This window comes from Type-F symbiont of Plautia stali (assembly GCF_059731105.1).
The window spans coordinates 1,809,354-1,834,290 of sequence record NZ_AP035909.1 but is presented as its reverse complement, the minus strand read 5'-3'; the positions used below and the strand labels follow the sequence as shown (position 1 = coordinate 1,834,290).

Annotated in this window: 27 protein-coding genes; 18 read left to right on the top strand and 9 right to left on the bottom strand. The window is 58.8% G+C overall.

From position 1 onward, the window contains the following. The first annotated feature begins 220 nt into the window (after nt 1-220). From treZ to budC, 4 genes are all read left to right on the top strand, one after another. Nucleotides 221-2,005, top strand: a complete 1,785-nt coding sequence (gene treZ / locus AC6I7A_RS08655; protein ID WP_058956552.1) for a malto-oligosyltrehalose trehalohydrolase — start codon at nt 221-223, stop codon at nt 2,003-2,005. Next, nucleotides 2,002-4,530 (top strand): malto-oligosyltrehalose synthase, encoded by a 2,529-nt coding sequence (treY, locus tag AC6I7A_RS08650; protein WP_058956553.1) that lies wholly within the window; start codon nt 2,002-2,004, stop codon nt 4,528-4,530. Before treZ ends, treY begins: the two co-directional genes overlap by 4 nt. Nucleotides 4,531-4,580: 50 nt before the next feature. Then, complete coding sequence (gene glgX, locus AC6I7A_RS08645) at nt 4,581-6,656, top strand: glycogen debranching protein GlgX (protein ID WP_058956644.1); 2,076 nt, start codon at nt 4,581-4,583, stop codon at nt 6,654-6,656. A gap of 120 nt (nt 6,657-6,776) precedes the next feature. Next, on the top strand, nt 6,777-7,541 hold the full coding sequence (gene budC / locus AC6I7A_RS08640) for a meso-2,3-butanediol dehydrogenase (RefSeq protein WP_009090434.1): 765 nt from the start codon (nt 6,777-6,779) through the stop codon (nt 7,539-7,541). Between the two features lie 98 nt (nt 7,542-7,639). Here budC and AC6I7A_RS08635 read toward each other — a convergent pair whose 3' ends face one another. Continuing rightward, complete coding sequence (locus tag AC6I7A_RS08635) at nt 7,640-7,912, bottom strand: hypothetical protein (protein ID WP_009090436.1); 273 nt, start codon at nt 7,910-7,912, stop codon at nt 7,640-7,642. A gap of 381 nt (nt 7,913-8,293) precedes the next feature. On the opposite strand from AC6I7A_RS08635, the gene AC6I7A_RS08630 reads away from it, so the two are divergent. Genes AC6I7A_RS08630 through AC6I7A_RS08620 form a run of 3 tightly spaced genes read left to right on the top strand, consistent with a single transcriptional unit; the run spans nt 8,294 to nt 10,155 of the window. Next, nucleotides 8,294-8,452: a hypothetical protein gene (locus AC6I7A_RS08630; protein WP_167428252.1), complete on the top strand. Its 159-nt coding sequence runs from the start codon at nt 8,294-8,296 to the stop codon at nt 8,450-8,452. A gap of 3 nt (nt 8,453-8,455) precedes the next feature. Next, a complete protein-coding gene (locus AC6I7A_RS08625) occupies nt 8,456-8,995 on the top strand; it encodes a TetR/AcrR family transcriptional regulator (protein WP_058956554.1) in 540 nt (179 codons plus the stop codon). Next, entirely contained in the window at nt 8,995-10,155 is a 1,161-nt protein-coding gene (locus AC6I7A_RS08620; RefSeq protein WP_058956555.1) for an MFS transporter, read from the top strand. The genes AC6I7A_RS08625 and AC6I7A_RS08620 overlap by 1 nt, the downstream gene beginning before the upstream one ends. Before the next feature lie 96 nt (nt 10,156-10,251). On the opposite strand, the gene AC6I7A_RS08615 is transcribed toward AC6I7A_RS08620, so the two are convergent. After that, the gene (locus AC6I7A_RS08615; RefSeq protein ID WP_009090441.1) at nt 10,252-10,488 is read right to left on the bottom strand and encodes a hypothetical protein; all 237 of its coding nucleotides are present in this window, start codon (nt 10,486-10,488) and stop codon (nt 10,252-10,254) included. Between the two features lie 296 nt (nt 10,489-10,784). Here AC6I7A_RS08615 and AC6I7A_RS08610 point away from each other — a divergent pair, with 296 nt between their 5' ends. From AC6I7A_RS08610 to AC6I7A_RS08600, 3 genes are all read left to right on the top strand, one after another. After that, entirely contained in the window at nt 10,785-11,306 is a 522-nt protein-coding gene (locus AC6I7A_RS08610) for a GNAT family N-acetyltransferase (protein WP_009090443.1), read from the top strand. A gap of 100 nt (nt 11,307-11,406) precedes the next feature. Continuing rightward, nucleotides 11,407-12,618, top strand: coding sequence for a diguanylate phosphodiesterase (locus tag AC6I7A_RS08605; RefSeq protein ID WP_009090445.1), 1,212 nt, complete (start codon nt 11,407-11,409; stop codon nt 12,616-12,618). Nucleotides 12,619-12,845: 227 nt separating this feature from the next. Next, nucleotides 12,846-13,079, top strand: a complete 234-nt coding sequence (locus AC6I7A_RS08600; RefSeq protein WP_009090450.1) for a DUF4060 family protein — start codon at nt 12,846-12,848, stop codon at nt 13,077-13,079. Nucleotides 13,080-13,125: 46 nt separating this feature from the next. Here AC6I7A_RS08600 and anmK read toward each other — a convergent pair whose 3' ends face one another. Beyond that, nucleotides 13,126-14,247: an anhydro-N-acetylmuramic acid kinase gene (gene anmK / locus AC6I7A_RS08595; RefSeq protein WP_046101745.1), complete on the bottom strand. Its 1,122-nt coding sequence runs from the start codon at nt 14,245-14,247 to the stop codon at nt 13,126-13,128. 282 nt (nt 14,248-14,529) lie between these two features. Here anmK and slyB point away from each other — a divergent pair, with 282 nt between their 5' ends. Further along, nucleotides 14,530-14,997, top strand: coding sequence for an outer membrane lipoprotein SlyB (gene slyB, locus AC6I7A_RS08590; RefSeq protein ID WP_009090452.1), 468 nt, complete (start codon nt 14,530-14,532; stop codon nt 14,995-14,997). Between the two features lie 37 nt (nt 14,998-15,034). Here slyB and slyA read toward each other — a convergent pair whose 3' ends face one another. Further along, nucleotides 15,035-15,472, bottom strand: a complete 438-nt coding sequence (gene slyA / locus AC6I7A_RS08585; RefSeq protein ID WP_009090453.1) for a transcriptional regulator SlyA — start codon at nt 15,470-15,472, stop codon at nt 15,035-15,037. Nucleotides 15,473-15,622: 150 nt separating this feature from the next. Between slyA and AC6I7A_RS08580 the strand changes: the two genes are divergently transcribed. The 3 genes from AC6I7A_RS08580 to AC6I7A_RS08570 are packed head-to-tail and all read left to right on the top strand — an operon-like array spanning nt 15,623 to nt 18,719. Next, on the top strand, nt 15,623-15,859 hold the full coding sequence (locus AC6I7A_RS08580; protein ID WP_009090455.1) for a DUF1656 domain-containing protein: 237 nt from the start codon (nt 15,623-15,625) through the stop codon (nt 15,857-15,859). Between the two features lie 5 nt (nt 15,860-15,864). Further along, on the top strand, nt 15,865-16,722 hold the full coding sequence (locus AC6I7A_RS08575; protein ID WP_009090458.1) for an efflux RND transporter periplasmic adaptor subunit: 858 nt from the start codon (nt 15,865-15,867) through the stop codon (nt 16,720-16,722). Next, nucleotides 16,719-18,719, top strand: coding sequence for an FUSC family protein (locus AC6I7A_RS08570; RefSeq protein WP_058956556.1), 2,001 nt, complete (start codon nt 16,719-16,721; stop codon nt 18,717-18,719). The genes AC6I7A_RS08575 and AC6I7A_RS08570 overlap by 4 nt, the downstream gene beginning before the upstream one ends. On the opposite strand, the gene AC6I7A_RS08565 is transcribed toward AC6I7A_RS08570, so the two are convergent. From AC6I7A_RS08565 to AC6I7A_RS08550, 4 genes are all read right to left on the bottom strand, one after another. After that, nucleotides 18,720-19,187: a hypothetical protein gene (locus AC6I7A_RS08565; protein WP_009090461.1), complete on the bottom strand. Its 468-nt coding sequence runs from the start codon at nt 19,185-19,187 to the stop codon at nt 18,720-18,722. A 130-nt stretch (nt 19,188-19,317) separates the two neighbouring features. Continuing rightward, nucleotides 19,318-19,836, bottom strand: coding sequence for a superoxide dismutase family protein (gene sodC / locus AC6I7A_RS08560; protein WP_058956557.1), 519 nt, complete (start codon nt 19,834-19,836; stop codon nt 19,318-19,320). Nucleotides 19,837-19,920: 84 nt separating this feature from the next. Further along, entirely contained in the window at nt 19,921-20,817 is an 897-nt protein-coding gene (locus AC6I7A_RS08555; protein ID WP_058956558.1) for an aldo/keto reductase, read from the bottom strand. Between the two features lie 68 nt (nt 20,818-20,885). Next, a complete protein-coding gene (locus AC6I7A_RS08550; RefSeq protein WP_009090473.1) occupies nt 20,886-21,125 on the bottom strand; it encodes a DUF1289 domain-containing protein in 240 nt (79 codons plus the stop codon). A 174-nt stretch (nt 21,126-21,299) separates the two neighbouring features. On the opposite strand from AC6I7A_RS08550, the gene AC6I7A_RS08545 reads away from it, so the two are divergent. The 4 genes from AC6I7A_RS08545 (at nt 21,300) to rnt (ending at nt 24,356) form a co-directional block, all read left to right on the top strand. Beyond that, nucleotides 21,300-21,896 (top strand): TetR/AcrR family transcriptional regulator, encoded by a 597-nt coding sequence (locus AC6I7A_RS08545; RefSeq protein WP_058956559.1) that lies wholly within the window; start codon nt 21,300-21,302, stop codon nt 21,894-21,896. A 50-nt stretch (nt 21,897-21,946) separates the two neighbouring features. After that, nucleotides 21,947-23,044: an alkene reductase gene (locus AC6I7A_RS08540; protein ID WP_009090476.1), complete on the top strand. Its 1,098-nt coding sequence runs from the start codon at nt 21,947-21,949 to the stop codon at nt 23,042-23,044. A 116-nt stretch (nt 23,045-23,160) separates the two neighbouring features. Continuing rightward, a complete protein-coding gene (gloA, locus tag AC6I7A_RS08535) occupies nt 23,161-23,568 on the top strand; it encodes a lactoylglutathione lyase (RefSeq protein WP_009090478.1) in 408 nt (135 codons plus the stop codon). A 119-nt stretch (nt 23,569-23,687) separates the two neighbouring features. Next, nucleotides 23,688-24,356 (top strand): ribonuclease T, encoded by a 669-nt coding sequence (gene rnt, locus AC6I7A_RS08530; RefSeq protein ID WP_009090480.1) that lies wholly within the window; start codon nt 23,688-23,690, stop codon nt 24,354-24,356. 43 nt (nt 24,357-24,399) lie between these two features. Here rnt and AC6I7A_RS08525 read toward each other — a convergent pair whose 3' ends face one another. Next, nucleotides 24,400-24,735 carry a Grx4 family monothiol glutaredoxin gene (locus tag AC6I7A_RS08525; RefSeq protein ID WP_179291196.1) on the bottom strand — a complete coding sequence of 112 codons (336 nt, stop codon included), beginning with the start codon at nt 24,733-24,735 and terminating at the stop codon, nt 24,400-24,402. Nucleotides 24,736-24,937: the final 202 nt, after the last annotated feature.

Below are 24,937 nucleotides of genomic sequence, written 5' to 3'. Positions count from 1 at the left end.
GTCTATGATTATTCACTGTAGCCGCGTGGAAGCGGTCTCACCGCCCTTTTCCACCGCATCACACTGAATACCAGTCCAGCTTCCTGGCTGAAGAGACGCGCCGGCCCACCCGGCATCCTGGTCTCGCTGGCAGGTTTATGATTTTTGACATTTGCATGATCAACATCCTTTTCGCGCGATGGACGCCATTGCGCATTTCCAGGCTAAATGAGGCAACTGAATGGAATCCAAATCTTTTTCCAAAAGCTGGGGCGCTGAACGGGTTGCCCGTGATGAGGTGCGTTTTCGCCTCTGGGCAACCGGCCAGCAACGTGTAACGCTGCGCCTCTCCGGTAAAGACATAGAGATGACCCCGCAGGCTGACGGCTGGTTTGAGACGCAGGTTGCCGGTGTGGCCGCCAGCGCGGAGTATGACTTTGTGCTGGCCGATGGCACAGCCGTGCCCGATCCCGCCGCCCGCGCCCAGAAAGCGGAGGTCAACGGCCCCTCTCTGGTGATCGATCCTGATGCTTATCAGTGGCAGAACACGGCGTGGCGCGGTCGTCCGTGGACGGAGTCGGTGGTGTATGAACTGCACATCGGCACCTTTACCCCCGAAGGCACTTTCCGGGCCGCGATTGAAAAGCTTCCGGTGCTGGCGGAAACCGGCATTACCATGATCGAGGTGCTCCCGGTGTCGCAGTTTGGCGGCAACCGCGGCTGGGGCTACGACGGCGTGCTGCTCTATGCACCGCACGCCGCCTACGGCACACCCGATGATTTCAAAGCCTTTATCGACGCAGCGCACGGCCACGGTCTGTCGGTGGTGCTCGATATCGTGCTGAACCACTTCGGCCCGGAGGGCAACTATCTGCCCCTGCTCTCGCCTGATTTCTTCCATCAGGAGCGCAAGACGCCGTGGGGCGCAGGCATCGCCTATGACGTTGATGCGGTTCGTCGCTACATTGTGGAGGCGCCGCTCTACTGGCTGCAGGAGTTTAATCTCGACGGCCTGCGTTTTGACGCCATCGATCAGATTGACGATCCCAGCGAAAAGCATGTGCTGATTGAGATTGCCGAGCGTATCCGCTCGACGATTACCGATCGCCCTATCCATCTCACCACCGAAGACTGCCGCAATGTCACCTTCCTTCATCCGCGTGATGAAAAAGGCGACGCTCCGCTGTTTACGGGGGAGTGGAACGATGACTTCCACAACGCCGTGCATGTGCTGGCGACCGGGGAAGATCACGCCTACTACCAGGATTTTGCCGATCATCCGGCGCAGCAGGTGGCGCGGGCGCTGGCAGAAGGCTTTGTCTATCAGGGCGAAGTGTCGAAGCAGTCAGGTGAACCGCGTGGGGTGAAAAGCAGCAGCCAGCCGCCGGTGGCCTTTGTCGACTTTATCCAGAACCACGATCAGACGGGCAACCGGGCGCAGGGCGAAAGGCTCATCAGCCTGGCTGGCGCGGCGCGCACTCAGGTGCTGCTGGCCACCCTGCTGGTCTCGCCGCATATCCCGCTGCTGTTCATGGGTGAAGAGTATGGCGAAACCCAGCCGTTCCTGTTCTTCACCGATTTCCACGGCGATCTGGCTAAAGCGGTGCGCGAAGGCCGCGCCAGAGAATTTGAAGGCCATGCCGGTCACGGTGAAACCGTGCCGGACCCTAATGATGTGACCACTTTTGAACAGTCGAAACTTAACTGGCAAAAGAGGGAGACGCCGGAAGGCCAGCAGTGGCTGGCACTGACGCGCCAGCTGCTCAGCCTGCGTCAGCAGCATATCGTGCCGCTGCTGCAGACCGCCGGGGGGGACGCCGGCCAGGTGATCACGACGTCAGAGGGCTTCCTCGCGGTGCGCTGGGACTTCCCGGCGGGCACGCTCTCCCTGGCGCTGAACGTCAGCAACCGCACGCAGCCGATCCCCGATCTGCCGGGTAAGACCCTGTTTGCCTGGCCGCAGGCCGCAACTGAACTCGCGCCTGACTCTATCGTGGTGCGTCTGGCTAAGGGAGAAACCGCATGACTATTCCAACCGCAACCTATCGCATCCAGTTCCGCAACGGCATGACCTTTGACCGCGCCGCGGCGCTGGTGCCCTATCTGAAACAGCTTGGGATCAGCCATCTCTACGCCTCGCCGATCTTCAGCGCGACCGCGGAGTCCACCCACGGCTATGACGTCACCGACGTCAACGAGATCGAGCCCGCCATTGGCGGACGCGAAGGATTTGATCGGATGGTCGCCGCGCTGCAGGCCGCCGGACTGGGCCTGATCCTCGACATTGTGCCGAACCATATGGCCGCGTCGCTGGAGAACCCGTGGTGGCGCGACGTGATCGAACATGGCGAACAGAGTCGCTACGCCAGCTATTTTGATATCGACTGGTCACGTCGCCTGACACTGCCGTTCCTCGGTGACACCTTTGAGGCGGTGCTGGCGAATGGCGAGATCAGCGTGCAGCGCGATCCGCAGAGCGGCAAGCCGGCGCTGGCCTACTTTGACAATTTCTACCCGCTGGCCCCACGGACCTGGCAGGATCGGGAAGAGGCGGTGCTCGCCCTGCGCGATGCCGCAGAGATCGCGGCCCTGCATGACCAGCAGCCGTGGCGACTGATGTCCTGGCGCGATGCGCCGCGCGACCTCTCCTACCGGCGTTTCTTTGAGGTGACCGGTCTGGTGGGCGTGCGCGTGGAGGACAAAACGGTCTTTGACGCAGCGCACCAGCTGATTCTTGAACTGGTTCACAGCGGCGCGGTGCAGGGCTTGCGGGTGGATCACGTCGATGGCCTGGCCGATCCGCGCGGCTATCTGGAGCAGCTGCGCCAGGCGGCGGGTCCCGACTGCTACCTCACCGTGGAGAAGATCCTGGGTGAGGATGAACAGCTGCCGGATGAGTGGCCGGTTTCCGGTACCACCGGCTATGAGTTTATGGCGGCGCTCGCCAACCTGCTGGTCGACAGCGATCGCCTGAGTGGCCTGCGCAAAGCCTATCAGGCGGTGATTGGCAAAACCGTGGACATGAAAGCGGAGCTGCGCGCCGCCAAGCTGTTGATGGCGAACCGTAATTTTGCCGGCGAATTTAACCGGTTACTCCAGCTGGCGCTGACGATTGCCGACGCAGAGGGCACGCCACAGCCGGAGCCGGAGCTGAAAAATGCGCTGCGCGAGCTGCTGGTGGCCTTCCCGGTCTATCGCACCTACGGCACCCCGGAGGGCCTGACCCCTGCCGACCAGCAGCTGCTGCAGCAGGTGGTCGGCCAGGTGAAAGCCAGCGCCACGGCACCAGACAGCGCGGCGCTCGACTTTCTGACCCGGATTCTGCGGGCAGAGGTCGCCTCTGCGGCCCGCGAGGATGCCACGCAGTTCCGCACCCGCTTCCAGCAGCTGACCGGCCCGCTGATGGCGAAGTCTGTCGAAGATACGCTGTTCTTCCGTCAGCACATGGCGCTGGCGCTGAACGAGGTCGGCGCTGAACCGCTGGCGCGTCACTTCTCGCTGGCGCAGTTCCACGCCGAAATGCAGGCGCGGCGCGAACATCAGCCCGATGCACTGTCGGGTACCTCAACGCACGACACCAAACGCGGTGAAGATGCGCGTGCGCGGCTCTATACCCTGACCGAAGCGCCGCAGCGCTGGGCGGATTGCGTGAGCCGCTGGCGGGAGATGAATCAGGATCAGATCGTCCGGCTGAAAGATGGCCCGGCACCGGAGCCGGCGGTCGAATGGATGCTCTATGAAGCGCTGGCCGGAGTCTGGCCGACCACCCTGCAACCGGACGACGCGGAAGGTCTGGCGGCGCTGGAAGCCCGCTTTGTGGTTTACGTGGAAAAAGCGCTGCGTGAAGCCAAGCTGCGCACCGACTGGGCCGACAACAATGACGCCTATGAAGAGGCGGTGCTGGGCTATGCCCGTCACCTGCTCTCGCCCGCCAGTCACGCCTTCCTTAATGACTTCTGCGAGGCGCTGCAGCCCTTTATCCGCGCGGGCCTGGTCAACAGTCTGACCCAGACCGTGGTGAAACTCACCGCGCCGGGCGTGCCCGATATTTATCAGGGCAGCGAGGCGCTGGACTTCAGCCTGGTCGACCCCGATAACCGCCGCGAGCCCGACTTTGACGCGCTGGCCGCCATGCTCAGTGCGCCGCAGCACGACGGCAGTGAGACCCACTGGCGGCGTGGCCAGGTTAATCAGCAGGCGATTGTGAAGCTGCTGGCGCTGCGCCAGCAGCAACCTGACCTGTTCCGCCACGGCGACTATCTGGCGCTGGAAGCCGGGGGTGGGCAGCCGGACAAGGTGCTGGCCTTTGCCCGCACCCATGGGGATCAGGCGGTGATTGTCATTGTGTCGCGCCGGGTCTTTGACGCCCTGCCGGAAAACCTGGATCAGCCGCCTGCGGCGCGCTGGGCAGAGATCAGCCTCGCCCTGCCGGACGGGCTGCGTCAGCGCCATTATGAGGATGTGCTGAGCGGTAACACGCTCGATGCAGGCGATGCGCTGGCGCTGGGCGACCTGGCGTCGCAGTGGTGCGCCGTGCTGGTGGCACGCTGAAATCTTTTTTCTGTTACGCGTCAATCTGTTCACTGAATAACGAGGCATCAATGTCAAACAGTCAGCGTTTTGAAATTACGGCGGGTTACAGCCATTTGCTGGGGGCAAACTTTGATGGTCAGGGCGTAAACTTCGCCCTGTTCAGTGCCCACGCCGAGCGGGTGGAACTCTGTCTGTACGATCCCAGCGGTAAAACGGAAATCGCCCGTCTGGAGCTGCCGGAATATACCCATGAAATCTGGCACGGCTATGTGCCGGGTCTGAAGCCAGGTGCGCTGTATGGCTATCGCGTCTATGGTCCCTACGACCCGGAGAATGGTCATCGCTTTAACCCGAACAAGCTGCTGCTCGATCCCTACGCCCGCGAACTGGCGGGCGACATCGCCTGGAACGAGGCGCACTTCGCCTACGATCTCTATCACGACGATAAAGATCTCACTTTTGACAGCCGCGACAGCGCGCCGTTTACACCGAAGTGCCGGGTGGTCGATCCCAATGAGTTTGACTGGCAGGACAGGAACCGTCCGAACGTGCCATGGCCAAAAACGGTGATCTATGAAACCCACGTTAAAGGCTTTACCCAGCTCAACACGGCGCTGCCGCCCGAACTGCGCGGCACCTTTGACGGCATGGGTCATAAAGCGACCGTCGACTATATCAAAAGCTTAGGCATTACCTCGGTCGAGCTGCTGCCGGTGCACTGGTTCCCGGACGATCAGCATCTGCTGGATAAAGGGCTGAAAAACTTCTGGGGCTACAACACGCTGGGCTTCTTTGCGCCCGCGACCCGCTACTTCGGCCCGCGCGGCATTCAGGGCTTCCGCGACATGGTTCGCGCCTTTCATGATGCCGGCATTGAGGTGATCCTCGACGTGGTTTACAACCACACTGCCGAGGGGAATGAGCTGGGGCCGACGCTGTCGTTTAAAGGCATCGATAACTTCTCCTACTACCGGACCCTGCCGGATCAGCATCGCTACTACATCAACGACACCGGAACCGGCAACACCGTTAATACCTCGCATCCGCGCGTGCTGCAGATGGTGCTCGATTCGCTGCGCTACTGGTCTGAGTCGATGCATATCGACGGTTTCCGTTTTGACCTCGGCACCATTCTGGGGCGCGAACCGGATGGCTTTGACCCGCGCGGCGGCTTCTTCGATGCCGTAATGCAGGACCCGATCCTGTCACAGAAAAAGCTGATTGGTGAACCCTGGGATATCGGACCGGGTGGCTATCAGGTGGGCAGCTTCCCGCCCGGCTGGGCAGAGTGGAACGACCAGTATCGCGACACGGTGCGCGACTACTGGAAAGGCAACAACGTTTCGACCGACTTTGCCGCCCGTCTGCTGGGATCCGGCGATCTTTACGATCAGCACGGCCGTCGCCCGTGGGCCAGCGTCAACTTCGTGACGGCGCACGATGGCTTCACGCTCAACGACCTGGTCTCCTACAACGACAAGCACAACGATGAGAATGGCGAAGATAACAACGACGGTCACAATGACAACCGCTCGTACAACTATGGCGCAGAAGGCCCGACGGACGACGAAGGCATCAACGCCGTACGCGAGCGCCAGAAGCGCAACTTCCTCGCCACCCTGATCTTCTCACACGGCACGCCGATGCTGCTGGCAGGCGATGAGTTTGGCCGCAGCCAGATGGGCAACAACAACGGCTACTGCCAGGACAGTGAAATCTCCTGGGTTCACTGGGATAACCTGCCGGAATCCGCCGAAGCGCTGCGCGCGTTCACCCGCCAGATCCTGAGCCTGCGTGCTCAGCAGCCTCTGCTGCGTCGCGAGAACTGGCGCGACGGCATGGATATCAAATGGTTTAACGCCGGCGGCGGGTTCCAGCAGAGTGAGCAGTGGGATGAAGGCTCCACGCTGGGCGTCTATATCGGGCGGCCCGACCTGCAGACCGAAGAGGGCATCTGGCACGATGTGCTGATGCTGCTTAACCCGTTTGAGGGCAACGTGCCCTTCCGCATCCCGCAGTTTGGTGAAGGGGGCTGGGTGCTGGAGCTGACCACCAGCGACGTGGCGAAACGCGGTCTGGTCATCACCAAAGAGAAGGATTTTGAGCTGGAAGGACGCAGCTTCGCACTGTTCAGACGTCCCTGATTAGGGATGACGGTAAGGCTTCAGGCGCAGCGCCTCTGACGCTGCGCTTGAATTTCTGGCAATCACTGCCAGGCTTAACCGGTTGTTAAACGTGAAAATTGATGCTGATAAGGAGGCATAATGTCCAGATTTACGCAGAAAGTTGTGGTTGTGACAGGTGCCGGGTCCGGCATTGGTGAGGCGAGCGCAAAACGCTTTGCAGAAGAAGGCGCGTCAGTGGTGCTGGTGGGACGCACCGCGCAGAAACTCGAAGAGACGCTGGCCGGACTGACGCCGGGTGACCACCTGGTAGCGGCCTGCGACGTCTCAGACGCTGCCCAGGTTAAACAACTGTCAGAAACCGTGCTGAACAAATATGGCCGGGTTGACGTGCTGGTGAATAATGCTGGCGTGATTGTCCAGGGCCGCATCCATGAAGTGGACCTTGAGGACTGGAAAACGCTGATGAAAACCGACCTGGACGGGGTTTTCCACGGCGTTCACTACTTCATGCCTGCCCTGCTGAAGAGCAAAGGTAACGTGGTTAACATCTCCTCGGTCTCCGGCTTAGGCGGTGACTGGGGTATGAGCATCTACAATGCCGCCAAAGGGGCGATTACCAACTTTACCCGCGCCCTGGCGATGGACTACGGCGCGGACGGCGTCCGCATCAATGCGATCTGTCCGGGCTTTACCTTTACCGATCTGACGGAAGATACCAAACAGGATCCGGCGCTGCTTGAGCGCTTTTACGATCGTATTCCACTGCGTCGCGCGGGTGAGGCGGATGATATCGCCAGGGCTATTGTCTTTATTGCCAGCGATGAGGCGAGCTATATTACCGGCGTCAATCTGCCGGTCGATGGCGGGCTGACCGCATCAAACGGACAGCCTAAACAGGCATAATCCTCAGGGCAGCGTATTAACGCTGCCCTTTTTTAATTCAGACTACCCCCGCTTTTATTCCCGCCCTTATCTGCTTTCCCGGAAAAAGAGCCCGGCGCTTAATGTTTTGGCGTATGACGGGTTGGCGTGGCAGCGCGTGCCGGTTTAATTACCGTACTGCTGCCCGGACAAATAAAAGTACTCAGGCAGGCATTACAGAGAATGGCATTGGCATGATGTATTTTCGCCACGGCCAGCGCCTGCTGACGGGTATAAAGCGAACCAATAAACACGCGCTTATCGTTCTTTGACAGATTAACGCAACCTTCTTTGTGTAAAATCCATCCACCCATGGGACGCGGGCACAGATAATAATAGCTGGCTTTGAGCATGGTAGTCATCCTGATAGTTGCTGTATGTGTCTTAAAAAAACGAACCAAAATTCGTAAGAGATTTTATTTGTAATCTGAAGCTTTATTAAACTAACTGAGAATTATCCCTAAAACCACTTTATTACAGAGGGCGGACTGACTTTGAGAATATGCCCTTTTTACCCGCCTCACTCGCTTCAGCTATTTATCGCCGCCGATCCCCGCCTGCCGCTTCAGCGCGTTATAAGCATTTACCGTGCTAATGCATGCCAGAACAGCGAAAAACTATAATTATCTATAAATATCATCTATTTAATGAAATAACTTTACGGAAAATCCGCTTCTGCCGTCCGGGTCATATCAGACGCAGCGCTGAAATCACTTACCCCCGCAGGGGTAATTATGAGTATTAATGAACTGAAGCTGAAAAAGCGTGAAAGTGACAGAGGGCGCGCCTTTAAGCGGAACGCTAAGTCCCCTGGCTTCGCGGATTTATCAATACCGGTGGACGCATCCAGCCGTGCCCGGTTTGCAAAAGTAAAACGAACGGTTTACTTTTAAAGGATGAAAAAACGCGATGACATCATTCAGGCTGCCGAGCGGCTGTTTTACACCCACGGGTTCCACGCCACCAGTACCGACCAGCTCTGTCGGGAAGCGGGCGTCTCCACCCGAACCTTCTATCATCACTTTCCCTCACGCGAGGCGATGACCGCCGCGGTGATGGCGGCGCGTGAGCAGCGCTTTATGGCTGAGCTGCTGCCGGCCCAACAGCCGGAGGCGATCGCGCAGCTGTTTAGCGTGCTGGCCAGCTGGACCGAGGCAAACGGTGCGCACGGCTGCTTCTTCCTTAAAGCCTGGGGAGAATATGCCGGACGGGATCAGGCGCTGGCAGAGCAGGCGCTGGCATTCCGCGCCGCCATGCGCCGCTACATCACCGACTGTGTAACCTGCCTGCACGGTGCCGAAGATCAATCATTGAGCGATGCCATCTGGATGCTCTTTGAAGGGGCGATTACCACCGCGCTGATTACCGGCCCCGCCGCCGCGCAGCATGCGGCGCAGATCGCCAGCCAGCTGCTGCTCCAGAAAGGGGCTTCCTGATGAGGTCGCCTGCTGCGCTGGCTCTGACCGGCTTCAGCCTGATCGCAGTAACCTATGGCATGGCCCGCTTCTCATGGGGGCTGATGCTGCCCGCCATATCGGCAGCGATCCCGTTAAGCCCGCAGCAGACGGGTCTGCTCTCCGCCTGCAGCTTTGTCTCTTACTGTCTGACCATTCTCAGCGCCGCGGCGCTGGCCCGGCGCTACGGTGCGCGGCTGACGGCGCTACTCGCCTCACTCTGTGCGACGGCAGGTCTGCTGCTGCTTGCCCTCGCCACCTCGCCGCTGCTGCTGGCGGCCGGGCTCTTTATCGCCGGATTCAGTTCCGGCCTGGCATCTCCCGCCCTGGCGGCGGCAGTCAGTGCCTGTGTGCCCGCGGCGCGCCAGCCGCGCATCAACACCCTGATCAATGCCAGTACCAGCGCGGGGATTATCCTCTCCGTTATCATTCTCGGCACGCTGCCGGGCGGCTGGCGCGCCGCCTGCGGGCTCTTCGCCCTGCTCGCTCTGGCCTGTGCGCTGCCGGTGATGCGTCACTTATCCTCTCACACCGCTGCTCACAGGCCGCAGAAGCGTCACGGGCAGCCGCGCCTGTACTGCCGCGCGCTGCGGCGGCTGATGGGCATTGCGCTTGTTTCAGGTCTGATCAGTGCGGCCTGGTGGAGTTTTGGATCGGTGCTGCTGCGTCAGCACGTCGGCATGGATGCGGAGAGCGCCCGTTTGCTCTGGCTGATTGCCGGAGGAGCGGGCATTGCCGGTGTGTTTACCGGCCCGCTGGCTGCCCGTATCGGACTGAATGGGGTCTACCGGCTCGCGCTGTGCGGAATGGCCGTGCCGCTGCTGGTGCTGGCCCTGAGCCGGGGCGACTCTCCGGGCTTAATGGTGGCGGTGGCCTGTTGTGGCGCGGGCTATGTCACGCTGTCAGGAGTGTTACTGGTCTGGGGCGCGCAGGCCACCGCTGACGATCCGGCAACCGGCGTCGGGATGCTGTTCTTTATGCTGGCGGCAGGTCAGGTGGTAGGATCGCTGCTGTTTGGCCAGCTCTATGCCGCGCTGGGCGCCGTTACGGCTTTGACGCTGTTTGCTGCCAGTGCCCTGCTGCTGCTGTTTGTTGTTCCGCGCCGTGTGAAAGCGCCACAGCGGGATCGGCGGCAGCCGTGAACCGAGCGAAAAGAGGGATAACGCACATTTTCTGGCGAATAAATATGACCTCCGCACGCGGGGCATATTAAGCGTGGCGGGCGAGAGCGGAATTAATCAGTTCAGCGCACGGATATTATTAATGCGCGGATTAATCGTCTGCTCAGTTAAATCGTCATCGGCACCAAGATAATAAGGCACGACGCAATGCCTGCCATCTTTGGTAAAAATAATCTGGTTATCGTGCAGAAATAGCGCAGTGAAATGACCGAGCACCACACCATTTAATTCAAAGCAGTGATTTCTCGCGGCGCGCAGCCCCTGCTTACTTTTCAGAAAATCAACAAATCGCATCACGCCGCACCCCCGGATATTAAATCAGCTCAACCGAAACCGCAGAGATAATAGCCCTAACCCTGGAATGAATCATCCGGCTGGCGCGGTTTTCAGAAAAGGCTTAATACCCCCGGATATCGCCTCTTTCATGCTGCCTGGCATTCTGCCCTCCGATTTGCCAGGATTAATCCTGGTAAGCGAGCCGGCAGGAGAGAATGCGCACCCGCAAGATTTTCATTGCGTCCCCTGACGACCCGCTATACCGTTGTTTTTTCACCGGGTAAAGCCGTTAAAGATAATACCGGAGCGTGACAATGGAAATTTTTGCAGCAGAGGATGTTCATATCCCGGCGATTCAGCAGATTTACGCCTGGCATGTCCTTAATGGCACCGGCTCCTTTGAGACGGTTCCGCCTGATGTCGCCGAAATCGCCGGGCGGATGCATAAGATTCAGCAGGCGGGCCTGCCGTGGTTTATCGCCGTCAGCGACGGTGAGGTGCGCGGTTTCTGCTATCTGGCCCCCTATCGTCCGCGCCATGCGTACCGGCACACGCTGGAAGATTCGATCTATATCGATCCGGGATTTCAGCAGCGTGGCGTCGGGTCACGCCTGTTACATCACGCGATTGCCTGGGCAGAGCAGGCGGGGTTTCGTCAGCTGATCGCTAACGTGGGCGACAGCGGGAACCAGGGCTCCATTGCGCTGCATCGCGCAGCGGGCTTTGAGATGACCGGCATCCTGCGTTCGGTCGGGTTCAAACAGGGCCGCTGGCTGGATACGGTTTTTATGCAGCGTGCGCTGGGAAAAGGTGATTCAGCGCTTCCTGTCGACTAAAATAGTTCCAGAGTAAGAAAGGCGCACTCCCCCTCGTTCTCCCCAGGAGAACCTTCTGGTAAGGTGTGTTAACAAAAAATAAAAAATCCCGGAAATCTTTATGTTGTCGACAATCATCTACAGAAGCCACATCACTGAAAATGTGTCACTGGGGCTTCTGCATGATTTGGCATTAAAAGCGAACAAAATCAACAAATCATCCAGCGTCACCGGGATTCTGTTGTTCAATGGAACACACTTTTTTCAGCTGCTGGAAGGTCCGGAAGCGGCCGTAAAAGCGGTCTATAACCGGATTTGCCAGGATCCGCGCCATCATAATCTGGTTGAACTGTTGCGCGACTACGCGCCAGCGCGACGGTTTGGTCACGTCGGTATGGAACTGTTCGATCTCCGTCTGCACGATAAAGAGACGGTACTGGAAGCGGTGCTGGAGAAATGCACCACCCGCTACCAGATGACCTATTCCGACCGCGCCCTGCAGTTCCTGCGCACCTTTGTCGAAGCGCGGGAAAAAGAGAACTATTTTGAGATCCCTTCTGCCAGCGGCTGGACCTTTATCCGCGACGAGTCAGAGCAGCGTGAAGGCGATGCCGCACTGATGGCGACGGATGAGGTCAGCTTCGCGTTTCAGCCGATCGTCGATCCCTTTGCCTGTGAAATCGTTTCACTGGAGGCACTGCTGCGCGGCCCGCAGGGTGAACCGCCACTGGATTATTTTGCCGGACTGTCACGTGAACAGCTCTATCAGACCGATCTGCAGTCGAAAAAAATCGCGTTTGCTCAGGCAAAACAGCTGGGGATTGAGGGGATGACCCTGTCGATCAACCTGCTGCCGATGACGCTGGTGGAAGTGCCCGATGCGGTTCCGTTTTTGCTGGAGGCGATCGCGGCCCAGGGGCTGGTGCCGGAGCAGATCATGGTGGAGTTCACCGAGAATGAAATTATCTCGCAGCCGGATGCCTTTGAAGCGGCCCTTCGCCAGCTGAAGGCGGCGGGCATCAGCCTCGCGCTGGACGATTTTGGCGCCGGCTTCGCCGGGCTGTCGCTGCTGACCCGCATTCAGCCCGACAAGATCAAGATTGACCGGGCGATTATCTCAGGCGTGCATAAAAGCGGACCGAAGCAGGCGATCATTCATGCCATTCTGAAATGCTGCTCGTCACTGGAGATCGGCGTGATCGCGGAGGGCATCGAACAGCCCGAAGAGTGGATGTGGCTCGAAGCGGCAGGCGTGACCCAGTTTCAGGGCTTCCTCTTCTCAAAACCTGAGCTGAACCGCATTGCGGCCGTCGCCTGGCCAGAGCTGCTTTAACCCCCTGCGATTTGGATGATTTTGCGCTTCCCTGCCTTGCCGGATCCCCTGGCGACTGCTAAATAATAAACAGCGCCGGGCGATCATTCTTCTGTCATCTTCGCCCGGCAGAGTCAGTTATTGCCCAGTCTGTGATTACCGATTTAGCAGTCAGATGTTCAGTGTTTAGGCCAGCGCAACGCGCCATGCGTGCGACGTGACTCCAGGGACAGCATTTGAGGAACTGAATGAAGCAAATCATCCGCGGTGATAAAGAACCCTCCCATATCCTGGCAGCAACCCGTGCGCTCGAAGCGCACTACGCCCGCTACGGAGAAGGCAACAAGTACCATCCCATCATCTACTCCATCGCCTACCGCAGCCGTTTTTATCAGGTCGAAGTCATTACCCGACGCGAAACCATGGTGGCAACCGTGATTACCGGCGTCCGTAACCTCACTCATCTCCCCGGTGCCGCCTGACGGTCACCCCTTACCCAGCGGGGGCTGACCGCCCCCGGTTCGCAGGTTAACGCCGGTAGAGCGCATTGGCCGGATAGATGGCGCCAATCACGCTCTTCTCCCGCGCGCCCGTTACCGCCGGCAGATTGCCCGGCAGCCCGGAGAGCGTGCGAAACGCCAGCCAGGCAAACGCCAGCGCTTCCATATCGTCACCGCTGATACCCGCCGCATCGGTGGTGGTCACTTCGGTGCCGGGAAGATGAGCAGCCAGGCGCGCCATCAGCAGCGGATTGCGGCTGCCGCCGCCGCACACCAGCAGACGGTCACAGCCATCGTTGAGCAATATCTGCTGGGTGATGGTTATGGCGGTCAGCTCCACCAGCGTCGCCTGCACATCCTGCGGAGCCAGCCCCGGGAAATAGCGCAGATGCTGCTCCAGCCAGCCCAGATTAAAGTGCTCGCGCCCGGTGCTTTTGGGTGGCGGCAGCGCAAACCAGGGCTCTCTTAAGAGCGCCTCCAGCAGCGCCGGAACCCGCGTACCGCTTCGCGCCCACTGCGCATCTTTGTCATACGGCAGGCCCTGATTCCGCCAGATCCAGGCATCCAGCAGCATATTACCGGGACCGGTATCGAAACCCCGCACCGGCTGCCCCGGTATCAGCAGCGAAAGGTTAGCGATGCCGCCAATATTCAGCACCATGCGGCGTTCCGTGGCATCCATCAGCAGGGCCTGATGAAAAGCCGGCACCAGCGGCGCGCCCTGCCCGCCCAGCGCCATGTCACGGCGACGGAAGTCGCCCACCACCGTGACGCCGGTCGCCGCCACAATCTGGTTGTTGTCGCCAATCTGCAGGGTGTTGGGCGCGTCGCTCTGCGGCTCATGCCAGACGGTCTGACCGTGACAGCCAATCGCCGTGATATCGCTGGCCTCAAGGGATTCGCGCTTCATCAGCGTGACGACCGCCTCGGCAAACAGCTGGCCGAGACGGGTGTCCAGCTGCCCCAGCTGCGACAGCGTCAGGGATTGTCCCTGACAAATCGCGAGGATCGCCTGGCGAAGCCCGGCGGGGATAGGATGCGAATAGCTCGCCTGCTGAGCCACCATATTTTCGTCAATGGCCGCCAGCACCACATCCACTCCATCCAGGCTGGTGCCTGACATTACTCCGATATAGCGTCCTGATTTCATAGCCATTCCTTACATCCGGCGGGAGGTGCAATTTATCTGCGGCTAGCCTGACAAATTACACCCGCTAATTCTATGATTAATTTGTTTTTATCCAAATGTGCTGACCGGTAACGCTGCGGTACTATTTTTGATCCACGATTGAATTATTGTTGATCTTACATAGTCTATGCTTCGTTCAACCGTGTTTTATTCGGACAGGGATTAATTTGCCAGGTTTGTGTCTTATACTGTGAGCAGGATACAGCGGTAAACGTGGCGCCTTCTCGACTAAAGGAGTTTCAGATGATTAAGCGTGTAATTGTGGTCGCTCTGACCGGTGTCATGCTGGCAGGTTGTAGCAATACCAGTACGCTGTCGGGTGATACCTACAGTGCCAGTGAAGCCAAGCAGGTGCAGAGCGTCTCTTACGGTACGTTAGTTTCCGTTCGCCCGGTGAAAATCCAGGGTGGCGATGAGAGTAACGTTATCGGTGCCATCGGCGGTGCCGTGCTGGGTGGCTTCCTGGGTAACACGATTGGCGGCGGCGCAGGTCGTAGCCTGGCGACAGCCGGTGGTGCGGTGCTGGGCGGCGTTGCGGGCCAGGGCGTTCAGGGCGCAATCAATAAAACCGATGGCGTTGAGCTGGAAATCCGCAAGGATGATGGCAACACCATCATGGTGGTTCAGAAACAGGCCGCCTCACGCTACTCCGTTGGCCAGCGTGTCGTGATGGCCTCTAACGGCAGCCAGGTCACCGTTTCACCTCGCTGAGATAGCAAAAAAAAACCGACGCCTGGGCGTCGGTTTTTTATTTCTCTTTGTTCTGCAGTTCGAGAATGTTTTTCTCAAGCCGGGCGATAAGCGTCACCATCTGGCTGATCTCTTCCCGACTGATGCCGGACAAAATGTCGTCCCGCGTCTCATCAATCACGCTCTCCACCTGCTCAATGATAGGCTCCGCCTGCTGCGTGAGTTTGATGCGCTTGGCGCGACGATCGCTGGCACAGGTCGAGCGGGTAATTAACCCTTTTTCTTCCAGCTGATCCAGCGTGCGGACCAGGGAGGGCTGTTCAATGCCAATCGCCTTGGCTAACTGGATCTGCGACTGTTCGGGCGGCAGTTGATGAATATTGTGCAGCGTCACCCAGTGAGTCTGAGTCAGCTCAAGCGGCTTCAGCCGCTGATCAATCAACGCGCGCCAGATGCGCACCAGGCGAGATAAATCCGTTCCGAGGGGCGTATCCATTTCATCTCCTTATAATTAGCTTGCTAGCTATCAAGCCAGATTCTACACTATTCTGCGAGTTTACAGGACAAATTACAAATCCCGGGCCAGGCCAGGAAATCGCGGCAGCGCTCTCCCCCTGCCGTTTGGGTTAACGAGGGATGTTATCACGTGCTCACCTCCGCTTTTTCAGGCGCGAAACCGCTGACCGATCTGGTCGTGGGCGCCTCACTGTTTTTTCCGCCGATATTCAAGGCGGTGCTCCTTGGCTTCTTTTTCTGGCTGCTGATCCACCCCCTGGTGCGCGGCTGGATCTACTCCGGCGACGTCTGGCATCCCACCCTATTTGATCTCTCCCTGTTTGTGCTGTGCGTTACCGCCGCACTCTGGCTCATCGGTCACGGATAATCGATATGAAATTTAACGCGGTAAAATATTTTTCCACCCTCATCGTCTTCGCCCTGGCGCTGCTGGCGGGGGGCTGGCTCTGGAACTACTACATGCAGTCCCCGTGGACCCGCGACGGTAAGGTGCGGGCAGAGCTGGTGGATATTACGCCTCAGGTGTCGGGCCGGATTGCTCAGCTCAGCGTCACCGATAATCAGTTTGTCCATCAGGGCCAGCAGCTGCTGACGCTCGACCCGGTGCCGTGGCAGATTGCGCTCGACAACGCCGCCGCCCAGCTGAGCAAAGCGCAGGCGGATCTGGCGAAAGCGCAGCATGAATTTAACCGGCGCGCTCATCTGCCGCGTAACATTATCTCTGCAGAAGATCTCGATGCGGCGCGCCTCAGCGCCGGGGCCGCAGCTGCCAGTGCCAAAGCGGCGCAGGCGGAATGGGAGCGGGCACGCTGGAACCTGCAGCAGACGACGCTGACCGCCCCGACAGATGGCTGGATCACCAATCTGACGCTGCGGCCGGGCAACTATGCCGCGGCGGGAACGCCCCTGTTTGCGCTGGTGGACAGTCACTCTTACTACGTGATGGGCTATTTTGAAGAGACCAAGCTGCGCCATATTCATCCGGGCGCCGCAGCACAGGTGGTGCTCTACAGCAATGGCGCACAGCTGCAGGGCCAGGTGGAGAGCATAGGTCGCGCCATTTACGACCAGAGCATTGAGACGGACAGCGGTCTGGTGCCCGATATCAAACCCAATGTGCCCTGGGTACGGCTGGCGCAGCGGGTGCCAGTGCGCATTCGTCTCGACCCGCTTCCGGCACACACTGAGCTGATTGCCGGTACCAGCTGCACCATCTCCATCCAGCCATGAATATGCAGTGGCTGGCCTGGGATCAGCTGCCCTGGATTAAGGCGACGGGCGGACAGTGGCGCTACGCGTTGCGCAACGCAATATCGATGTGTCTGGCGCTGAGTATCGCCTACGGTCTGGATCTTGATGAACCTTACTGGGCGATGACCTCTGCCGCCGTCATCAGCTTTCCCACGGTCGGCGGGGCAATCAGTAAAAGCCTCGGCCGCATCGCCGGCAGCCTGGTCGGGGCGAGCGCCGCCCTGCTGATTGCCGGTCACACGCTGAATGAACCGTGGCTGTTCACCTTTGCCATCGCTGGCTGGCTGGCGCTCTGCACCGGCATTGCCAGCCACTATCAGAATAATGTCGCCTACGCCTTCTCCCTGGCCGGCTATACCGCCGCCATCATCGCCTTCAGCAGCGTCAATATTACGGACATTACCGCATTGTGGACCATCGCCCAGGCGCGCGTCTGCGAAGTGATCTCCGGCATCCTGTGCGCCGGGTTGATGATGATGGTGCTGCCGAGCACTTCCGATGGTGAGACGCTGATTACCTCGCTGAAACAGATGCACGCCCGGCTGCTGGAACATGCGGTCCTGCTGCTGCAGCCTTCCGCCAGCGAGGGGATCCGCACCGCGCATGAGACGGTCATCAGCCAGATCCTGACCATGAATCTGCTGCGCATTCAGGCGTTCTGGAGTCACTATCGCTTTCGCCGCCAGAACAACGTCCTGAACTATGTGCTGCACCAGCAGCTGCGTCTTACCAGCGTGCTCTCCAGTCTGCGCCGCATGCTGCTGAACTGGCCCGACGCCCCTGCCGCGCTGTTTGAGGCGCTGCAACAGCTGCTGGCGGAGCTGGCGAAACCGGACTGCGACAAATACCGGCTGGCACAGATCCTGCGCAGCGTGACACCGGCGGCGTCGGGGGACTATCGGCAGCGGGCGTTCTCTCACCGGCTGCGCTACTTCTGCTGGATGTACCTCAACGTGCTGCGCTGGATCAGGCTGCTGGATCGTGCCGATGCGGATACCCGCTTTCAGCCTCCGCCGGTTCCGGCGCTGGCGCGCGACAGTGACAGCGCTGAAGCGGGCTGGAGCGCACTGCGCACCTTCTGCGTTATCGTGCTGGGCTGCGCCTTCTGGATCAACACACAGTGGTCTTCAGGCGCTTCCGCCCTGACTCTGACCGCGATCGCCTGTGTGCTCTACGCTTCTGCGCCCTCACCCGGCGGCAGCGTGACGCTGCTGCTGAAAACGCTGCTGTGGCTGTTTGCCTTCAGTTTTGTGATGAAGTTCGGCCTGATGGTGCAGATCAGCCTGCTGTGGCCCTTTTTACTGGTTCTGTTTCCGCTGCTGGTGACGCTCCAACTCTTTAAGTTACAGCAGAAACAGCGTGCCGGGATGTGGGGACAGTTCATCGTCTTTATGGGCTCGTTTATCGCGGTCACTAACCCGCCCGTCTGGGACTATCAGGCGTTCTTCAACGATAATATTGCCAAAGTGTGCGGGGTACTGCTCGCCTGGCTGGCTTTCCAGATCCTGCGCCCCAGCTCCGATGCCCGGCGCAGCCGACGGCATATCCGGGCACTGCGGCTGGCGTTCCTCGATCAGCTGCGGCGACAGCCCCGGCTCAGCGAAAGTCGCTTTGAATCGCAGATCTACCATCGCATCAGCCAGCTCAGTCACAGCCGGGATGAACAGGCGCGGGTCTGGCTGCTGCGCTGGGGGGTGGTGCTGCTCAACTGCTCGCATATTGTCTGGCAGCTGCGTGACTGGGATGCCGGTCCGGCGTCGCTGCTGCGGTTTCGCGATGAGAACCTGCAGAATTTACAGCAGATTATCAGCAGCCGTGGCGTGCAGCACAGCTCGCTTGATCGGATGCTGCTGGAACTGGAGGAGACGATCGCCTCGCTGCTGGCGCAGGGCAGCAACGAGGCCAGTGAACTGGCGGGGATTATCTGGCGCCTGCGCTGTTCGCTGGCACAGCTGAAACAGGCGGTACCGGCCTGACTACTGACAATACTGCTGCTGCTGGCGGTTAAAATCGTCCTGCAGCTGTTGCAGCGTCTTGTGCCCCTCAAAACGGGTCTTATCCATCTCGGTCATCGGTTCGATCACCAGCGCTTTCTCATCCGGTGAGAAGATAAAGCGGCGCGTCAGTTCGCTGCCGGTGAAACTCTGACCGTGAATGCCGCCGCACACCATGGTCATAGTGCGGCGATAAATCGTGGTTTCAGTGAAATTGGTTTCCGTGGCGCTGCGGAAGACCTGATCGCACCCCTTCGCTTCCAGCCTGCGCACCGTGCTGCGGCTCAGCCATTCGCGACCTTTAGCAATCTTTTCGCAGGTGACACGCATCGGGCTGGTATCGATGGTGCGCTGAAGCTCCCGCCCGGTTTCAGTAACCAGTTGCGTATCATTGGGTTTATCGCATCCCACCAGCAGCAGACTCAGCAGTAATGCGCCCTTGAATTTCATGTTCCTGCTCCTTTCCCCATCACGCTTTCGTACCTGAATCAATATCATAGGGGGGAAATGCAGGGGATGGTACAACAATTAATAAACCGGCAGGAGAAAAGCGGGCGGCTGGCATGGGCCGCCCGGAAATTCAGATAACGCCGCAGGCGTAACGTGCCCCGCCGCCACCCAGCGGTTTGGGATGGTCGGCATGGTTGTCACCGCCGACATGGACCATCAGCGCTTTGCCTTTAATCTCACTCAGCGACTTCAGTCGTGGTGCCAGTACCGGATAGGTTGCGTTACCCTGGTCATCAACATAGACCGCAGGCAGGTCGCCCAGATGCCCTTCCGCATAAGGCCCCAGATGTTTGCCGGTGTTAGCCGGATCGAGATGCCCACCGGCCGCCCCGGCGGCCACCACTTTGCCCTCAGAATCGCCCGGCTCACAGCTGCCTTTGGCATGGACATGGAATCCATGAATGCCCGGCGTCAGCCCTTTCAGATCCGGTGTGAACTTCAGACCATACTCTGTCTCATCAATCTTTACGGTGCCCAGCGATTTCCCTATGCCCTCAGCGGTGACCTGATGAACCGTCACCTGTTCACTGGCGGCATGGGCTGACCCACAGGCGATCAGCGCGAATAGCGCGACTGCTTTCATTTTCATGATGACTCCGTTTGCATACCAGGGTGTGCAATAAGTCTGGTCGCTGTTGCGCTAGTTTGCTGAAAATTGACGCAGTTTTACGCTTCAGGGCACATCGTAGCCCAGCGCGGCCTTACGAATGCGGAACCACTGCTGACGTGACAGTGTCACACTCAGCGCACCGGCCGCGTCGCTGACCCGCGCCGTTTTGCCCGACCCGATGATCGGCAGCGGACGCGACGGCAACATCAGAATCCAGGCATAGACCACCTGATCCAGGCTGCTCGCCCCGGTCTCCTGACGCACCCGCTCCAGTTCATCGCGCAGTGGCTGGAAGTGGGGATCGTTAAACAGGCGACCGCCACCCAGACAGGACCAGGCCATTGGCCGGATACGCAATTGCTGACACTGATCCAGCGATCCATCCAGCAGTCCGCTCTGCTGCACAGGGGAGATCTCCAGCTGGTTAGTGACCAGCGAGAACGGCAGGCGCGACTGCAGCAGGGAGAACTGGGCCGGGGTAAAGTTGGAAACGCCAAAGTGCAGTACCTTGCCGCTCTGATGCAGAGCCATAAAGGCATCGGCGACCTGATCCGCGTCCATCAGCGGATCGGGACGATGGATCAGCAGCAGGTCGAGACGATCGGTGTGCAGGTGACGCAGCGAATTTTCTGCGCTCTGGACAATATGCTGTTTATCGGTGATGTAGTGACCAATCTGGTTTTCCGGGCGGGCGCGGGTAGCGATGCCGCATTTGGTCACAATCTGCAGCCGATCGCGCAGGCCAGGAGCCAGCTTCAGCGCCTCACCAAACGCTGCTTCACACTGATAGTCACCATAGATATCGGCGTGATCAACGGTGGTAATACCGAGGCTGAGGTGATGCTCAATAAATGCGAGCCGCTCCTGAGGCGACATGCCCCACTCCATCAGACGCCAGTACCCCATAACCAGCGGTGAAAAATCGGGCCCCTGCAGAGCAATGGCTTGCGGTTGTGACATGACGATCTCCCTGTTGCACGTTGGCTGACATTAGCGTGTCAGAGAGTATAACGGAAAGCGCCAGGCCGTCAGAATAACTCCGGCTGCTGCGGTGCGGGTGGCTCTTCGCCCTTTTGCTGGCGCAGCAGACGCTGACGCCGCATCTGGCACAGGCGAATCACCTCGCGCTTCTGGGCATCACTGAAGCGCAGCCAGTTAAACCGCTCATCGCGGCTGCGTAAACATCCCAGGCAGTAGCCGCGCGCATCGCTCTCGCAGATGCCGCGACAGGGGCTGGGAACCGGGAAAAACTCAAGCTGCTCGGCCACTACGTCTCCGGAGTCACAGAATAACCAGTCAAAGTAACAGCGTAGCCTGGTTGCACAGGAAATGAGCCTCAGCCGGTCACAATAATCGGGTTGTCGCGCGAACGGGTGAACACTCTGTGCCATCGTGTGGGCCGATCGTTGCAACCGACCGACTGGTCTACTACTCTCAATGCCATGAATAAGACGCCACAACGCAACGAAACCCGCGAGCACCTGCTTCAGACAGGTGAACAACTCTGCCTGCAACGCGGGTTCACCGGAATGGGCTTAAGCGAACTGCTGTCAAAGGCGGCCGTACCGAAAGGCTCCTTCTACTATTACTTCCGTTCCAAGGAGGCGTTTGGCGTGGCGTTACTGGAACGCTACTTTGCACGCTTCCTGCAGGATGTGGAATTACAGCTCAGCCGGACGGATGGCACCCCGCGCGAACGCCTGCTCAACCACTTCCGTTTAGCGGTCGATCTGTTCGTTCAGCAGGGCCACATTGTGGGTTGCCTGGGCGTGAAAGTCTCTGCGGAAGTCTGCGATCTCTCTGAGCCGATGCGCGATGCCCTGCAGCAGGGTGCGGCGAAAATCACCGCGCTCTATGCGCGGACGCTGACTGAGGCGGTGCAGCAGGAGTCGCTGAACCTGCCGCAGCCGCCTGCACAGATGGCGGAGTTGCTGTCGCTGCTCTGGCTGGGTGCCAGCCTGCAGAGCAAAATTTCCCGCGAGGCGCAGCCCCTGCGCCTCGCACTGTGTACCATCGAACAGTGGCTAGAACGCCACTGATTTTTAAAAAACGTGTTTGTAGACGACTGGTCTACTAATCAGGAGCTATTATGGCGAGTACCCAGCTGTTTCGTCCGCTGAAAGTTGGCGCAATTACCGTCCCAAACCGCGTCTTTATGGCACCGCTGACCCGTCTGCGCAGCATTGAGCCAGGCGATATTCCGACGCCGATGATGGCGGAATATTACCGTCAGCGCGCCAGCGCCGGTCTGATCATCACCGAAGCCACGCAGGTCTCTTTCCAGGCTAAAGGCTATGCCGGTGCGCCGGGTTTACATACCCAGCCGCAGATTGCGGCGTGGAAACGCATTAACGAAGGCGTACATCAGGCGGGCGGCCACACCGCCGTGCAGCTGTGGCACACCGGTCGTATTTCCCACAACAGCGTTCAGCCGGAAGGTAAAGCCCCGGTCGCCCCGTCGGCGATTGCGGCGGGTACCCGAACCTCACTGCGTGCTGAAGATGGCAGCGTCTACCGCGAAGAGACCTCAGAGCCACGCGAACTGACGATTCCTGAGATCCAGCAGATCGTGGCCGATTTCGGTCAGGCGGCTGCGAATGCGCGTGAAGCGGATTTTGACCTGCTTGAGCTGCACTCGGCACACGGTTACCTGATTCATCAGTTCCTGGCCCCGGATTCCAACCAGCGTACCGACGAATATGGCGGCAGCATCGAAAAACGCGGTCGTTTCGCGCTGGAAGTGGTGGATGCGGTCATTGCAAACTGGTCAGCCGATCGTATCGGTATCCGCGTTTCGCCGATCGGCAGCTTCCAGAATCTGGATAACGGCCCGGATGAAGAAGAAGCGGCGCTGTGGTATATCGGCGAGCTGGCGAAACGCAACATCGCCTACCTGCACCTTTCAGAACCAGACTGGGCCGGCGGCAAGCCTTACACGGATGCCTTCCGTCAGAAAGTACGTGACCTGTTCCCGGGTGCCATTATCGGTGCCGGTGCCTACACGGTCGAGAAAGCGGACGATTTGATTGGTCGCGGTCTGATCGATGCCGTCGCGTTTGGTCGCGACTACATCGCGAACCCGGATCTGGTTGAGCGTCTGCAGCAGGATGCTCCTCTGAATCCTCAGCGTCCGGAAAGCTTCTATGGCGGCGGCGCGGAAGGCTACATCGACTACCCGACACTGTAAACCTGTCTGGCTGCCGTCCGGGACGATGACGGCGGTCATTATTCAATGGCGATTTTCATCGCTATACTTAGCGCCTGGGTCATCCGGCGATGGCGTTTTACTTCAAAGAGGATGTTATGCGTTTACTACATACCATGCTGCGCGTTGGCGATCTGCAACGTTCAATTGATTTCTACACCCGTGTGCTGGGCATGCGCGTGCTGCGTCAGAGCGAAAACACCGAATATAAATATACCCTGGCTTTTGTGGGCTACACCGACGAAAGCGAAGGCGCGGTTATCGAACTGACCTATAACTGGGGCGTGGACAAGTATGATCTCGGCAACGCCTATGGTCATATCGCGCTGGGCGTGGATGACGCGGCAGCCGCCTGCGAACGTATCCGTCAGAATGGCGGTAACGTGACGCGTGAAGCGGGCCCGGTGAAGGGTGGCTCCACCATTATCGCTTTTGTTGAAGATCCGGACGGCTACAAAATCGAGCTGATCGAAAACAAAGATGCCGGTAAAGGCCTCGGCAACTGATCCTGCCGCCAGCCTGCCCTTCCGGGCGGGCTGAATCCCCTTCTCTGCGCTTCATCTGCTGCACCCGGCCCCGTTTTTTGCCATAATGCGCGCTGCCCTTTTCCTGCAACGAGATCCTGATGTCTGAATCGAATTCCCCTAATGCACTCAATCAACGTTTCCGTGGCTTCTATCCGGTGGTCATCGACGTGGAAACCGCCGGTTTCAACGCACAAACCGATGCGTTACTGGAAATTGCCGCTATCACGCTGAAAATGGATGAAGAGGGATGGATTCAGACAGACCAGACGCTGCATTTTAACGTCGAACCTTTTGTCGGATCGCTGCTGCACCCTGAAGCGCTGGCCTTTACCGGTATCGATCCCGCTAATCCGCTGCGCGGTGCCGTCAGTGAATATGAAGCGCTGCACGCCATTTTTAAAATGGTGCGCAAGGGGATCAAGGACAGCGGCTGCAATCGCGCCATCATGGTGGCGCACAACGCCACGTTTGACCTGAACTTTATGTCTGCGGCGGCTGAACGTGCCAGCCTGAAACGTAATCCGTTCCACCCCTTTGCGACCTTTGACACGGCAGCCCTGAGCGGGCTGGTGCTGGGTCAGACCGTGCTGGCGAAGGCGTGTATCGCTGCGGGAATGGAGTTTGACAGCAGTCAGGCACACTCGGCGCTGTATGATACGCAGCAGACCGCAACCCTGTTCTGTGAGCTGGTGAACCGCTGGAAACGGTTAGGTGGCTGGCCCCTGCCCTTTGCCGAAGGCGATGCAGACACCAGCGCCTCCGTCTGAGGAATGCCACAACGAAAAAGGCCGACATTGCGTCGGCCTTTTTTTATTCTGCTTCTTTAAATTTTTCTGCGGTCTCTTTAATCAGCGACTGCAGTTCACCACGCTGTAACATCTCAACGATGATGTCGCATCCACCGACCAGTTCACCGTCTACCCACAGCTGCGGGAAGGTTGGCCAGTTGGCGTACTTTGGCAGCTCTGCACGAATGTCCGGGTTCTGCAGAATATCCACGTAAGCAAAACGCTCACCGCAGGCTGACAGTGCCTGCACCGCCTGTGCAGAGAAGCCGCAGCTTGGCAGCTTCGGAGAACCTTTCATGTACAGCAGGATCGGGTTTTCTGCGATCTGGCGCTGAATTTTTTCTACAGTACTCATAATTGCCTTCCTTAATTCGTCACTTCGTGTTTGTTTATTGTAGCGACTTCGCAGCGTGACTGAAAACGAGATTTTGATCGCTGCCTGCTGAAATCGCCATCCTGGTTAAGTCATGACAGGCACAGCATGAATTTCTGATTATTAACAGCCGGTAACAGATTAATAATTCGTAATAATTTCGTTGATATAAGACGCTGAAAATGTT